General features: G+C 42.2%; 4 protein-coding genes, 2 tRNA genes and 3 rRNA genes. 4 read left to right on the top strand and 5 right to left on the bottom strand.

The genetic code is table 11. The features are described 5' to 3' along the window. Positions 1–161 precede the first annotated feature (161 nt). The 4 genes from CNR22_15690 (at position 162) to CNR22_15675 (ending at position 8,418) form a co-directional block, all read left to right on the top strand. Entirely contained in the window at positions 162–5,186 is a 5,025-nt protein-coding gene (locus CNR22_15690) for a hypothetical protein (protein ID PBQ33157.1), read from the top strand. Between the two features lie 76 nt (positions 5,187–5,262). Then, positions 5,263–6,315, top strand: a complete 1,053-nt coding sequence (locus tag CNR22_15685; protein PBQ33156.1) for a hypothetical protein — start codon at positions 5,263–5,265, stop codon at positions 6,313–6,315. Positions 6,316–6,390: 75 nt separating this feature from the next. Then, complete coding sequence (gene mraW / locus CNR22_15680; GenBank protein PBQ33155.1) at positions 6,391–7,107, top strand: 16S rRNA (cytosine(1402)-N(4))-methyltransferase; 717 nt, start codon at positions 6,391–6,393, stop codon at positions 7,105–7,107. Between the two features lie 30 nt (positions 7,108–7,137). Continuing rightward, a complete protein-coding gene (locus CNR22_15675) occupies positions 7,138–8,418 on the top strand; it encodes a hypothetical protein (protein PBQ33154.1) in 1,281 nt (426 codons plus the stop codon). A 743-nt stretch (positions 8,419–9,161) separates the two neighbouring features. Here the strand turns inward: CNR22_15675 and rrf are convergent. The 5 genes from rrf to CNR22_15650 form a co-directional block, all read right to left on the bottom strand. Then, positions 9,162–9,274: ribosomal RNA gene (gene rrf, locus CNR22_15670) — 5S ribosomal RNA — on the bottom strand. Between the two features lie 178 nt (positions 9,275–9,452). Beyond that, positions 9,453–12,339, bottom strand: a 23S ribosomal RNA gene (locus tag CNR22_15665). 379 nt (positions 12,340–12,718) lie between these two features. After that, positions 12,719–12,792: transfer RNA gene (locus CNR22_15660), tRNA-Ala, on the bottom strand. Between the two features lie 89 nt (positions 12,793–12,881). Beyond that, positions 12,882–12,955: transfer RNA gene (locus CNR22_15655), tRNA-Ile, on the bottom strand. Between the two features lie 140 nt (positions 12,956–13,095). Further along, a 16S ribosomal RNA gene (locus CNR22_15650) occupies positions 13,096–14,623 on the bottom strand. Together the 16S, 23S and 5S rRNA genes with 2 tRNA genes alongside form the textbook arrangement of a ribosomal RNA operon. Positions 14,624–14,851: the final 228 nt, after the last annotated feature.

Raw genomic sequence — 14,851 nt, 5'->3', positions numbered from 1 at the left:
TTTATCGTTCATTTACTAATTTTTGCCGAATTTTCTCAATATTTGTTAATTTAAAATTCTCTGTCTATATTTACGAGTTAGTAAAGCTCGCCTCCGGGTGAGTGAAGCGAGCAGTTATAAACTCAACTTATACGTAAATTAGCTACATCAATTCTCATACTATGAAAAGAATACTTTATTCTTGTTTTATCCTTCTTTCTTTGTGTCTTACCAATAAAGTAAATGCGCAAACTCCTTACTTTGAAATCCCTAACAATGCCCAATGTGCTAATTCTTCTGGAACTTACGCGGCAGTTGCTCAAATAGGATTGAATGTACCCCTGGCTACAAATTATATCTGGACCGTGACTGGTGCCAATTGTACACCAACATTCGTAGCGATTGCTGGAACGAGTGTGGCGCCCTGGGGAAATGTTACAAATACCGCTATTGCTATTGTTCTACCTTGCTGCGGCCTTTTCACCGTAACTTGTGTTGCTCAATTACCATCTTCCGGCGCAACCGCAGTGAATCAAAATAGTTTTACTTCACAAGGTTACAGTACAGGAGTTATCTTTTGTCCAACGGGGGCAGGCATCACACCTTCGGTGCAAACTATTTGTCTTGGAAATAGCGCTACTATTACTCCCAGTGGAGCAGCAACCTACACATGGAGCAATGGCGCCAGCAACTTTAGTATAACTACGGGTGCCATTGTTATAAGCCCATCAGTGAACACAGCATACACTTTCACAGGTACAACTGCTAGCGGATGTACGATAACACCTGCTCAAGCCGCCACTGTCAACGTACAGGCCATAACTTCAACGGTCAGTCCGGCCTCGCAGAGTATGTGTGCCGGCAGTCCTGTTTGTTTTACAGCAGCAGCAACAGCTCTTGGTTCACCAAACAATGCCCCAGGAACAATAATAACATCTTTTGACTGGTTTGGGCCAAGTGGTTCTGTTGGCAACGGCCCCACCACTTGTACCATTGCTCCGCCTGTTAATAGTATTTTCAGCGTCGTCGTAACATATACCGGTGCCGCCGGAACCTGTACGCAGGGAGGAACTTCTGCAGTAGTTATCACAACAAATATTCCGGTGTCCATAACGCCAACTAACCCATCTGCGTGCCCTAACTCAATTATTACCCTGACCGCCGTTTCTATTCAGACAACAACGAGTACTAACTTTACCTGGACAACCTGGGATGGCACAGGAACTCCGACAATAAACACCTCATTTCATGATAATCCTCATCAGGTAATAATTGGTAACTTTCCAAGTGGACCAATGTTGGGTACCGTAGTTGTTAATTATTTCGGATGTCCGGGTACTGCGACATTCGCTATCGTTCAACGTACTTTAACGCCAACTTTAGTTTCTTCCGCCCCCCTCTCCTGTCCTGGGCAGTCTCTGACACTCTCAGCAAGTGGCGGACTCACCTACACATTCACCGGCTTTCCTTTTGGCGCATCAACTGCAACAACTATTGGTACAGCTACCGGCGCACCCAATGCTACAGTAAATACTGTACATACCCCTACGCCTGGAAGTTTCCCTATTCAATACTGTGTTAACGCTTATAGCGCAGGTTGCACCGGAACCACCTGTATCATAGTTAATACAAAAATCCTCACACCAATTCTCACAGCTTCTTCACCATCCATTTGTCCAAATACTGAAGTGACGCTTACGCCCTCCGGTTCGGGGGTTGCTTCTGGGTCTACCTTCACTTATGCAACAGCGACTAATTCAAATATTGGCACAAATTATCCGCAACTCTATACCAATACCGCACCACTTAATTCTACTCAGTTTCATACCTACTCCGTAACTGTTGATAGTGCAGGCTGTACAGGTGTTGGAACAGTTACAGTGCATCTTTTAACATTAAGAACGGATTTGTCATCTACTACACCATCCATTTGTCCTGGTAGACCTTTAACTCTGAATTCCACTGGTGGAGCGGGTACTACTTACACATTCTTTGCTTCTACTCCTCAATTTAACAGTTTGCCTACATCTACAGTGGTAGACGCGGGAACAACAAATACAGTAATACACACCCCACCTTCGAACTCCTTTGTAATGACCTATACTGTACAAACTGACAGTGTAGGCTGTAAAGGAAATGATACTTACACTGTAGGTATTCTCGATCTGGGCCCAACGCTTACATTAACACCTTATCCTTCTGCTTCTGTTTGTCCGGGTAGCACAGTAACTATAAATGCTGTAGGATCCACGAACTATACTTTCGTTGCACCCTCTACAGGACCTTTTTTCGCATGGGACGGTATTACGAACGGTACTGACAACAGTGATACAATTAAAGGGACCGCAAATGTACCAACGGTTATTCCAGTGTCTGGTCTAAACTATACGGTTCAGGCAGACAGTGCAGGATGTGTCGGATCTACCACTATAACTATCTTTGAACGTAAACTTCAGCCAACTATTGTAGCCTCACCCACTTTGGTCTGTAGCGGTAAGCCCGTTGCTATTTCGGCAGGAAATGTTGGAACTCAGCCGGCACCCAATTTAACAACTTACACCTTTATAGCTTTGGCTGGAAATACACCGAGTGTTCTCTCTCAACCTTCTAGCCCGTCTTTTTCAGTTCCTGATAGTCCTACAGTACAAACAGTTTACTCAGTCCTTGTTGATAGTATGGGTTGCACCGGAGTATTTCCTCCTCCTTCTGTAACTGTGGATATAAGACCGGATCTTGCTTTACTCCCTAGTTCATCTGCTGTGGCCGTTTGTCCAGGTCTAAGTGCAACATTAAGTGTTGTTACACCAACCGCAGCTCCTCCTTATACTTATACATGGACACAAACAAGTGGTTCCGGATCAGTAACTTCATCACAAACAAACTCAATTAATCTCACAGTAAATCCAACAAGTAATTCAACGTATTCCATTCATGTACTCGATTCATTGGGTTGCGTTGGAAATTCGGTTATTTCTGTAGGTATAGATCCTAGTCTTCACTTCTCAGTATCTCTGGCATCTACCGGTGGAACAATATGTTCGCCTCAATCTGTTACAATTACCGCGAGTAACACAGTGCAGGCCAATAGTATAGGTGCTATAAATTACACATGGACACCAAACAGTTTCATTACACCAACTATTGGACCTGTAGTGACAGCCTCGCCAAATATTAATACCACATATACTGTTCTTGCAGATAACGGCTTTGGTTGTACTGGTCAAAATACCATTACAGTAGTTGTTGGCACTTATCCGTCTACTGTAAACCCAATCGTAGCAACTGCGGCAAGTGTCTGTATCGGCTTTACCTCTACTCTTACCGCCTTTGGGGCAGCATCCTATACCTGGACGGGATCTAGTTTCACTAATGGTATTGCTCAACAATCTATTGCAGCAGTGCCTAACGCAACCTATATGGTGTTAATGTCTAACGGCGGTGGTTGCACGGCAACTGCATTTTATACGGTTGGTTTATTACCAAATTTAACTCCATCCATTATCGCAGCTCCGGCTTCACAGACAACTTGTATCACAAGTAACAATCCTAAATTCTCTAAACCTGTGCATCTAACTGCATCAGGAGCTGGTACTTATGTTTGGGTCCCTTATAATCCAAGTTATATGACCTATTCTTTAGGTTCTCAAACGGATGTTAGGCCCCCCGCAAGTACTCAATACACTTTGATCGGATCAACGGCAATTTGTTCAGGTACTGCTGTGATAAATATAAATGTAATTCCGCAATTCTCTATTAATGTGATCCCCCCTTTACCAGCTATGTGTCAGGGTGATTCGCTTAAACTAAGTATTGTAAATATCGGAGCTGGAGCGGTTGGCCCGGTATCTGCCTATACTTATAGCTGGACCGAAGCTCTAAACGCTCCTCCGCTAAGCTTAAGTGATTATTTTACATCTACGGTAACCGTGTATCCGCAAAATACTACAACTTATACTACTGAAGTTCGCGATTCACGTGAGTGTATTTCACTTCCAAGATTAGTAACAGTAACAGTTCTTCCGCAACCATTAACTGCAATTGCTATCCCTACAATTAATAACGTTCCAACCAATACTGTGTGTTTTGTGGGACTTAATCCTGGGGCTTCTGATGTAACAATTAATTTAACAGGTAATAACTTAAATACGGGGCTTCAATTTGGTGTAGTGCCTACTTATACATGGGTTTCACCTTATGGCTCTACTTATAATTCCATCTTATCTCCAGCCAATAATAATGCGGTTACGGTAAACGCTCCTATCCGATTGCTCAATGGATCTTCAATAGCAACTTATACCCTTATTTCAGGATATAATGGTGTTCAAGGTTGCAAACGATTCGATACGGTTAGTATTAGAGTAATCGATTGTCGTCCGATAAGAAACGTAAAATTCAGAACTGCTGAACTAAATGACACTATTTGTGCACGTAGTTGTATAACCTTTATGTCTTTGACAGATACAATGGCTGGTGGACCACAAAATTACAACTGGCAATTTGAAGGAGGTTCTCCAAATACCTCTACACTTACAAATCCAACAGTTTGCTATAACTTCCCTAACCCGGGCAGACCTTACTCAGTAATTTTAAAAGTTTCTAACCCTTACCCTCTGATTGATCCAAATGGAGGTCCGGGTGGAAGTGCTTTAACTTTCGGTCAGAACATGATTAAGGTTGTAGATATTCCTAATGTTACGGTTATAGCTCCCGGACAGGTGCAAAGTGACACCATAGTCAGGTTTGGTTCATCCGTTAAGTTAAATGGTACGGGTGCACATACTTACGAATGGTCCCCACCTTACAACATTACTTCATTAACTAATCCAAGTGTTACTGTAAATCCATTTAAAACAACACAGTATATATTGAAAGGATATAATAGTAAATCTTGTTACTCTAGCGATACAATTAATGTATTAGTTGTTGAGGATTGCGGCGAAATGTATGTTCCAAACGCCTTTACTCCTAATAACGATGGTGTTAACGATGTGCTTTACGTAAGAGGTATTTGTCTTCAATCTTTAACCTTTATGGTGTTTAACAGGTTCGGCGAAAAAGTTTTCGAAACTGCCGATCAGTCTGTGGGTTGGGATGGAACATTTAAAGGGCAGGAAATAAATACAAGTGTATTTGTTTATAGGCTCGAAGGGAAAACTTACGACGGAAAGGGTTTCAGTGCCAAAGGAAATATAACACTGTTAAGGTAAGCTAAACAATAACGTAAATATCCGGAGTGAATTAAAATAATTAGCCTTCGTGACATTAAAAACAACGCTATCTAAGATGAAAACAAAACATATAATTACTTCGTTACTTGCAGTGGCTTTCTTAAACCAGATTGGTTTTGCACAGGACATACACTTTTCGCAGTATCCTGAGGCGCCCTCATCCATTAATCCTGCATTAGCTGGTGTTACTTACAATACCCGTGTGATCGCTAACTATAGAAACCAATGGTCTTCAGTAGGTGGTAAATATCAAACTATGGCCCTGTCATTTGATCAAACCATCAAAAATAAAAAATTGAAGAGTAGTTATTTTGCCATTGCCGTTAATATTTTTAAGGACGTTGCTGGAGATTCGAAGTTAAGTACGCTTAACCCAAATCTTGGCGTTTCGTACATTCAAAGAATTTCTAAAAAAATGAAATTCTCTGGCGGTGTTCAAAGTGGTTTCTTTTACAGAACACTTGATGCAAGTAATTTAAGGTTTGACAGACAATACGATGGATATAATTATAATCCTAATCTTTCGAATGGAGAAGAACCAACAAAAAGCGGTATTACCTCTTTTGACGTGGGTGGAGGTTTAAATTTAAATTACATTCAAAGCGACAAATTTATAAGTGCTAAAAACTCCGCTAAGTTCGACGTGGGCGTTTCTGCTTACCACTACCGCCTGGGAAAAACATCTTTCTTTAATAACAATGATCGTCTTAATGCGAGAATATGTACCTATTTTAATGGTGATTTTAACATTCCGAATTCTGTGAACGCTATAATGCCGACTATTTTATACATGAGACAAGGTCCTCAAAGCGAAATTGTTGCTGGAGCATTATTCAAATTTATCCTTGGCGATGTGTCTACTTATACTGCTTTGAAAAAACCTACTGCTATCTCGTTCGGTGGATATTACAGGTTCAGAGATGCCATTATTCCCACTTTATTATTCCAGCATAATAGATACGCGATTGGTGTTTCTTATGATATAAATGTTTCCGCCCTCACACCTGCTTCGAAAAGAAATGGTGGATTGGAAGTAATGTTGCGTTATAACATATTTCCGGGATACGGAGTTAATTTAGGACGTTCAGATACAAAACCTTCATATTAATTTTAAAAGCGTTAGTTTTACTAACGCTTTTTTTTTGAATAGAAAGTGCTATTTTTATTACATTAAAAATATTTTATGTCTAATGATACGTTTGAATTCAAAAAATTTAAAATAAAGCAGGATAAATGTGCTATGCGCGTGAGTACCGATGCAGTGTTGTTGGGCGCATGGGTTATTCCGAACGGAAGTACCACCATTCTCGATATCGGCACAGGAACAGGCGTGATAGCTTTAATGCTCGCGCAAAAATCAAACGCGAAAATAACAGCCATTGATATTGATAAAGAAAGTACAGAACAGGCTAAAGTAAATGTTGCTGAAAGTATTTTTAATGAGAAAGTAAATGTTGTTCACCAGTCTTTTCAGGAGCTTGTAAAAAGCTGTAGCAACAAGTTTAACCTAATAGTCACTAATCCACCTTATTTTATAGACTCTTACAAGAATGCAAATGATTTAAAAGCTTCTGCACGTCATACCGATTTACTCTCGTTTGAAGATCTTGTGGGTGGAGTTAAAAAACTACTCGATGAGAAAGGAAAATTTTGTCTGATCTTACCTACCAATGAAGCCCGCATCTTTAGAGAATTAGCACAGTCTAAAGGTCTTTATCTTTCAAAATTACTTCGCATCAGAACCCGTTTTGAAAAAGATTCAGAAAAAAGGCACCTTATGCAGTTTGAGTTTAAAGAAAGTGAATTCTCCGAATCTACCCTGGTTATTGAAAAAGACAGCCACCGCAACTACACCCAGGAATACAAGGATCTTACCAAAGATTATTATTTGAAGTTTTAAATTTTAATAATCATAAAATATCTCCAATCCTTGTACGGTAAGATTTTGTTGTCGACGGTCTTAAAATGTCTGATTGTTTTTTCGGTTATATTATTTTTCGAAGTTTACTTTTTTTCGATCCGACCTAACAAAGATGAAATAAATTTTATTAATTCTTTAAATGAATTAGGCTCCATAAATTATTTAAGCTCCCTGTATTCAACCTGGACACCCAGAGTTTTTGGTTCGGGATTACTTTTTTTGGTTTGGAAGCTATGTCCGAATATGGCCTATTTGTGGGTATTCACAGGCGTAATTTATTCCGCAGTTTTCATTTACAGTATCGTTACTTTCAAAAAAATAGTTGCTGATCACTTTCAAACAGCAAACACTAAAATCGATTCGTACTTAGTTTCCGTGCTCTTCTTTGCTTCGCTATTTTTTATCTGCACAAGACCTGCCGAAATTTTCGGCTGGTATCCTTGTTTTTTAATTTATCTGCTTCCTTGCATACTTTCCATCATCTTAATTTTGAAAGAACATCTTAATTATTCAATGATCTATTTCTCAGTATTCATAATTGCTAGTGGAGCTGAGCACATTGCTATCTTCAGCAATGCAGCTATTGCCATTCTTCTCATCAATAATTTTAAATATTCACAAAGAAAAAGGAAACAACTTCTTGTATTTTTAGCACTAAACATACTGCTCATTCTATTTTTCACTTTCACATCGGGATCTTTCAGCCGCATGCTGTATGAAAAAGGAACTCAAACCAGCAGCTTCTCTGCTTCATTTTACAGTTTAGTGACATCTCAGTTCAGTCCGTACCTTCTCATTGGCATACTCTTGTCATTTGTAATCGCACTTCATCTTCCTGATTTGTCCTCTCGAATTAACTTGAAACGACTTTTACTTATATGCACTGCAGGATATATAATAACTTTTACCTTTTATCTTATCGTTTTCAGTAATACCGCTACCGGACAGAGGATTTGGTTTCTCACCAATGTTTTAAATATTTTTCTTATCATGTACCTGATACATTTTCTTATGAAGAAATTTAACCATCTCCGGCTATTAAGAACACTTTCTCTTTCGACAACTTTTTTAGTTCTGGTGACATTTTTTAGCCTGCACTCAGTTAAACTCATTAACTATTCCGTAAAATACAACAACACGGTTTATGCCTACCAACACTTTAAGCTAAAATCCTGGTTAAAATCCGTCCCTGATCCTGGCATTACATCAAATGATTTTCCGGATTTTTATAATGATATGTATATAAAGTTTTTTAATCCGAATCCGTCGATCAATGTTTCTGATAATTAAAATTATCACACTAACCCCTTCGTAAAACTCTTAATTCAAAGTCTAAAACCCTATCTGAGATGAATAGGTTCACGCTCACAGATGGATGCGGAACGCTTAATGCATAAGTACTAGCTTTATCTATTGCAATTCAGTGGCCTGTAAGATAACAGGAGCAAGTTATTTAAGTCCTCGTGAAAGTACAACTACAATAGCTTTTTCTGATGTCCAACAAAAAAAACCTTGAAACATAGTTAAGAACGCTTATTCTTTAAAATAGCGCCCCACACGTCCGTCTTAGGTATAACAAGCGCATGCTGCAGGTGTATAATCTCAAATAAAGCAGTTTTAAACAACATACTTAGCGAAAAATTCAAACATTTCAGTAAGACGTTTTTGAATTTTAATCCCTATAGAAATCGGGAGGAATCAACCTCCTCTGCTGCCACAACATTTCACGTGTTTAGACTAGCTAGGAGGATCCATTGGGCTGAGCTTAGCAGGAGTGCATACTGGTGTGGTTAAGTTATATCAACCTATTTAAACGCAAAAAGCCCTACACTTTCGTGGGGCTTTTGACTTAAAGCTGATAGTTATTGGGAGGCATTGACCTACCCTGCTGGCTGGATAGTTTGAGGTTTAGACCAATTACCATCCATTGGCCTGAGCTTAGTTAAGGGGCTTGCGGGTGTGCTAAAATAAGGTTATAGCAACCTATATAAACGCAAAAAGCCTTACATTTCTGTAAGGCTTTTTGACTTTAAAATTGGCATCGACATACTCTCCCGGGCTTTAGACCAAGTACCATCTGCGCAGGTGGGCTTAACTTCTCTGTTCGGAATGGGAAGAGGTGATCCCCACCGCAATAGACGCCATAAAGGGATCATTATTTCGGGTTGTTTAGTAATTATTTTGGGTTTAGAACCCGCCATAAAACAACTCGTAATAATTAATAAATTAAAACAATATTGAATAAAGACACAAGAGATTAATTAAGATTATCAGCCTGAAGTAGAAAGCGAACTTTCACTTCAGGCTAATCTTAAAATATTTTTTTAAGAAAGCTTACGGACAATTAGTACTACTCGACTTTGACATTACTGCCTATACATCTGTAGCCTATCAACGTGGTAGTCTACCACGATCCTTATAAAGAAAACTTATCTTGAGGTGAGTTTCGCACTTAGATGCTTTCAGCGCTTATCTCATCCAAACATAGCTACCCTGCGGTGCTTCTGGCGAAACAACAGGTACACTAGCGGTTTGTCCGACTCGGTCCTCTCGTACTAGAGTCAGGGCCCCTCAATTTTCTAACGCCCACAACAGATAGGGACCGAACTGTCTCACGACGTTCTGAACCCAGCTCGCGTGCCACTTTAATCGGCGAACAGCCGAACCCTTGGGACCTTCTCCAGCCCCAGGATGTGACGAGCCGACATCGAGGTGCCAAACCCCCCCGTCGATATGAGCTCTTGGGAGGGATCAGCCTGTTATCCCCAGCGTACCTTTTATCCTATGAGCGATGGCCCTTCCATGCGGAACCACCGGATCACTATATCCTACTTTCGTACCTGCTTGGCTTGTCGGCCTCACAGTCAAGCCCGCTTATGCTATTGCGCTCTACGTACGGTTACCAAGCGTACTGAGCGGACCTTTGAAAGCCTCCGATACCCTTTCGGAGGCGACCACCCCAGTCAAACTACCCACCAAACAATGTCCTCTTTGCAGAGTTAGACTTCTAGTAAGTAAAGGGTAGTATTTCACATTTCGGCTCCACAATGGCTAGCGCCACTGCTTCAAAGCCTCCTACCTATTCTACACATCACTTACCCGAAATCAATGTTAAGCTATAGTAAAGGTGCATGGGGTCTTTCCGTCCCGTTGCGGGTAATCAGCGTCTTCACTGATACCACAATTTCACCGAGCTCGTGGCTGAGACAGAGCGGAGATCGTTACACCATTCGTGCAGGTCGGAACTTACCCGACAAGGAATTTCGCTACCTTAGGACCGTTATAGTTACGGCCGCCGTTTACTGGGGCTTCGATTCAAAGCTTCTCTTGCGATGACCTCTCCTCTTAACCTTCCAGCACCGGGCAGGTGTCAGGCCTTATACTTCAACTTTCGTTTTTGCAAAGCCCTGTGTTTTTGTTAAACAGTCGCCACCGCCATTTCTCTGCGGCCTGCATTGCTGCAGGCACCCCTTCTCCCGAAGTTACGGGGTTAATTTGCCTAGTTCCTTAGCCACGGATCACTCGAGCGCCTTAGTATATTCTACTTGACTACCTGTGTCGGTTTGCGGTACGGGTAATACTCACCTGAAGCTTAGAAGTTTTTCTCGGAAACATACTTGGATGCATATCCTCTTGTCTGACGACTCAAGGTACTTTCACCTTTCAGACACCTGGCGGATTTGCCTACCAAGTGTAACCCTACGGGCTTAAACGAACTATTCCGTCAGTTCGCAGCATTTACGTTTTTTCGTCTCTCCATCGCAGTGGTATTAGTACTGGAATATTAACCAGTTGTCCATCGATTACGCCGTTCGGCTTCACCTTAGGACCCGACTAACCCTGAACCGATTATCGTTGTTCAGGAAACCTTAGTCTATCGGCGAATAGGTTTCTCGCCTATTTTATCGTTACTTATGCCTACATTTGCTTTTCTAACCGCTCCAATAGCGCTTACGCAACTTCTTCAACGCAGTTAGAATGCTCCCCTACCAGACAACACTTGACGTGTTGAATCCAAAGCTTCGGTACTATACTTGATGCCCGAGTATCATCCACGCCCAATCGCTCGACCAGTGAGCTGTTACGCACTCTTTAAATGAATGGCTGCTTCCAAGCAAACATCCTGGCTGTCAATGCAATCGGACCACGTTATATCAACTTAGTATAGATTTTGGGACCTTAGCTGTTGGTCTGAGTTCTCCCTCTCTCGTCCGTGGGCCTTAGCACCCACGGGCTCACTGCAGAGTATATCTTATAGCATTCGGAGTTTGTCAGGACTTGGTAGGAATCGCTTCCCCCGCATCCAATCAGTAGCTCTACCTCTATAAGACTTAACCTCTACGCTGTCCCTAAAGACATTTCGGGGAGTACGAGCTATTTCCCAGTTTGATTAGCCTTTCACCCCTACCCTCAGTTCATCCGGAAGCTTTTCAACGCTTATCGGTTCGGACCTCCATTCCGGGTTAACGGAACTTCATCCTGACCAAGGGTAGATCACAAGGTTTCGCGTCTGCCTCTACTGACTATTCGCCCTATTCAGACTCGCTTTCGCTTCGGTTCACGGACCTTAAGTCCTTAACCTTGCCAGTAAAGAGCAACTCGTAGGCTCATTATGCAAAAGGCACGCTGTCACCCCACTTAAGGGCTCCAACCGCTTGTAAGCGCATGGTTTCAGGTTCTATTTCACTCCGCTGTTCGCGGTTCTTTTCACCTTTCCTTCACAGTACTAGTTCACTATCGGTGTCTTAGGAGTATTTAGCCTTACCGGATGGTGCCGGCAAATTCCTACAGGGCGTCTCCGACCCCGCAGTACTCAGGATACTACTAGGTATAAAATTCATTTCATATACGGGACTATCACCCTCTATGGTCGGCCTTTCCAAACCTGTTCTATTATAAACTTTAAGTCCACATTGTAGTCCTATAACCCCAGCGTAACCGTAATTACTCTGGTTTAGGCTCTTGCGCGTTCGCTCGCCACTACTTGCGCAATCATTATTTATTTTCTTCTCCTGCTGTTACTTAGATGTTTCAGTTCACAGCGTTTGCTCCTATTGCTAGGTGATATATCTTCAATATACCGGGTTGCCCCATTCAGAAATCTACGGATCAATTCGTATTTGCCAATCCCCGTAGCTTATCGCAGCTTATCACGTCTTTCTTCGCCTCTAAGACCCAAGGCATCCTCCATGCGCCCTTATTTACTTTCTTCTTTTGTCTTCCAATGTAATTAAATACCTCAGAGACACGGTATGCAGCTTTTGCTCCGCATGCCAAAGAATTTTGTTTTTTTAAGTGGTTTCTTTCCACTCTTCATGTGTTTAACTTCATGAATTTAAAATAGATCTTTTATTTAAAAAAGTCTATCTGTTGTTCACCAATCTTAATAAATTAAAATTGGCTCTCGTGTCTTTATCAATATGTCAATGAACGTAATTAATTCTTCGTAAAGAATCAATGTGCCCAGAATAACGGAGTCGAACCGTATCTCTTAAATCAAAAATTTTACTTCCTGATCTTTGCTCTCCTTTAGAGCTTATTCCTCATTTTTTCAATTTAAAATCTTTACCGTTGTAAAGAAGTATTCCTGTGGAGAATATCGGAGTCGAACCGATGACCTCCTGCGTGCAAGGCAGGCGCTCTAGCCAGCTGAGCTAATCCCCCAAAATTCAAGCTAACAAGTCTGCAGCTTTCAGTCAGCAGACTCCAGTTCTCACTGCTTGCTGCTTTCTTTTGACTGTTGACTGTTTGTGTAGTCCCGAGCGGATTTGAACCGCTGACCCCTACATTATCAGTGTAGTGCTCTAACCAACTGAGCTACGGGACTGTGTTAATCCTTCCGCCTGTTGGCCAAGCTCTTTCACCCAGCTCTTGTCTTGGGTTATTCCAAAATTTTAAAAAAGATTGATAAACAAAAAATAGTAAGTAACTATATATTACATAACAGACACCCTTGTTTGAGGGATGGCTCCAGAAAGGAGGTGTTCCAGCCGCACCTTCCGGTACGGCTACCTTGTTACGACTTAGCCCCAATCACCGGTTTTACTCTAGGCGGCGCCTTACGGCTACCGACTTTAAATACTCCCAGCTTTCATGGCTTGACGGGCGGTGTGTACAAGGCCCGGGAACGTATTCACCGCGCCATTGCTGATGCGCGATTACTAGCGAATCCAGCTTCATGGGGTCGAGTTGCAGACCCCAATCCGAACTGAGACTATTTTTGAAGATTTGCATCATGTTGCCATGTAGCTGCCCTCTGTAATAGCCATTGTAGCACGTGTGTAGCCCAGGACGTAAGGGCCGTGATGACTTGACGTCATCCCCACCTTCCTCACCGCTTGCGCGGGCAGTTCCACTAGAGTCCCCGGCCGAACCGCTGGCAACTAATGGTAGGGGTTGCGCTCGTTGCGGGACTTAACCCAACACCTCACGGCACGAGCTGACGACAGCCATGCAGCACCTAGTTTCGGGTCATTGCTGACTAACTCCTTTCAGAGTTATTCCCTAACTTTCAAGCCCTGGTAAGGTTCCTCGCGTATCATCGAATTAAACCACATGCTCCTCCGCTTGTGCGGGCCCCCGTCAATTCCTTTGAGTTTCACCGTTGCCGGCGTACTCCCCAGGTGGATTACTTATCGCTTTCGCTAAGCCACTAAAGGTTGCCCCCTAGCAGCGAGTAATCATCGTTTACAGTGTGGACTACCAGGGTATCTAATCCTGTTTGATCCCCACACTTTCGAGCCTCAGTGTCAGTTATAGTTTCGTCAGCTGCCTTCGCAATCGGTGTTCTATGACATCTCTATGTATTTCACCACTACATGTCATATTCCGCCAACGGCAACTATACTCAAGACCAACAGTATCAATGGCAATTTCCGAGTTAAGCTCGGAGATTTCACCACTGACTTATCAGTCCACCTACGCTCCCTTTAAACCCAATGAATCCGGATAACGCTTGCATCCTTCGTCTTACCGCGGCTGCTGGCACGAAGTTAGCCGATGCTTATTCTCACCATACTATCAGCTATCCTCACGAGGATAGGTTTTCTCCGGTGTAAAAGCAGTTTACAACCCATAGGGCCGTCTTCCTGCACGCGGCATGGCTGGATCACCCTTGCGGGCATTGTCCAATATTCCTTACTGCTGCCTCCCGTAGGAGTCGGATCCGTGTCTCAGTATCCGTGTGGGGGTTAATCCTCTCAGATCCCCTACTGATCGTCGCCTTGGTGAGCCGTTACCTCACCAACTAGCTAATCAGACGCATACTCATCTTTAACCGCCGGAGCTTTCAAAAAAATTCGATGCCGAATCTTCTGTTATGGGGTATTAATCCGAATTTCTTCGGGCTATCCCCCTGTTAAAGGCAGATTGTATACGTGTTACGCACCCGTGCGCCGGTCGCCAGCGATATTGCTATCCTGCTGCCCCTCGACTTGCATGTATTAAGCCTGCCGCTAGCGTTCATCCTGAGCCAGGATCAAACTCTCCATTGTAAAAAAAAGTTTGTCCTCTAGATTTACCATGTATCACTACATGGAAAACTTGCTATTGCTCATTTCATATTTTATTATCTTAAGGACGTAATGTTGTCTTTTGCAACATCCCTCAAGGGCTAGTTGTACTTGCGTACATTTAAAGCTAATGTGTTTGTTCGTAATACTACTCAATTTAATGAGCGAATCACTTACCATTATTGTTTACCAATCTTTTCAATGAACGTCTT

It is taken from the genome of Sphingobacteriaceae bacterium (assembly GCA_002319075.1).
Classification (GTDB): domain Bacteria; phylum Bacteroidota; class Bacteroidia; order B-17B0; family Aurantibacillaceae; genus Aurantibacillus.
This window is presented reverse-complemented; position numbering and strand designations above follow the sequence as displayed.

Excerpts from the sequence above, each read along its gene's own strand:
- CNR22_15690 (PBQ33157.1), top strand. The coding sequence starts at position 162 with ATGAAAAGAATACTTTATTCTTGTTTTATCCTTCTTTCTTTGTGTCTT.
- CNR22_15685 (PBQ33156.1), top strand. The coding sequence starts at position 5,263 with ATGAAAACAAAACATATAATTACTTCGTTACTTGCAGTGGCTTTCTTA.
- mraW (PBQ33155.1), top strand. The coding sequence starts at position 6,391 with ATGTCTAATGATACGTTTGAATTCAAAAAATTTAAAATAAAGCAGGAT.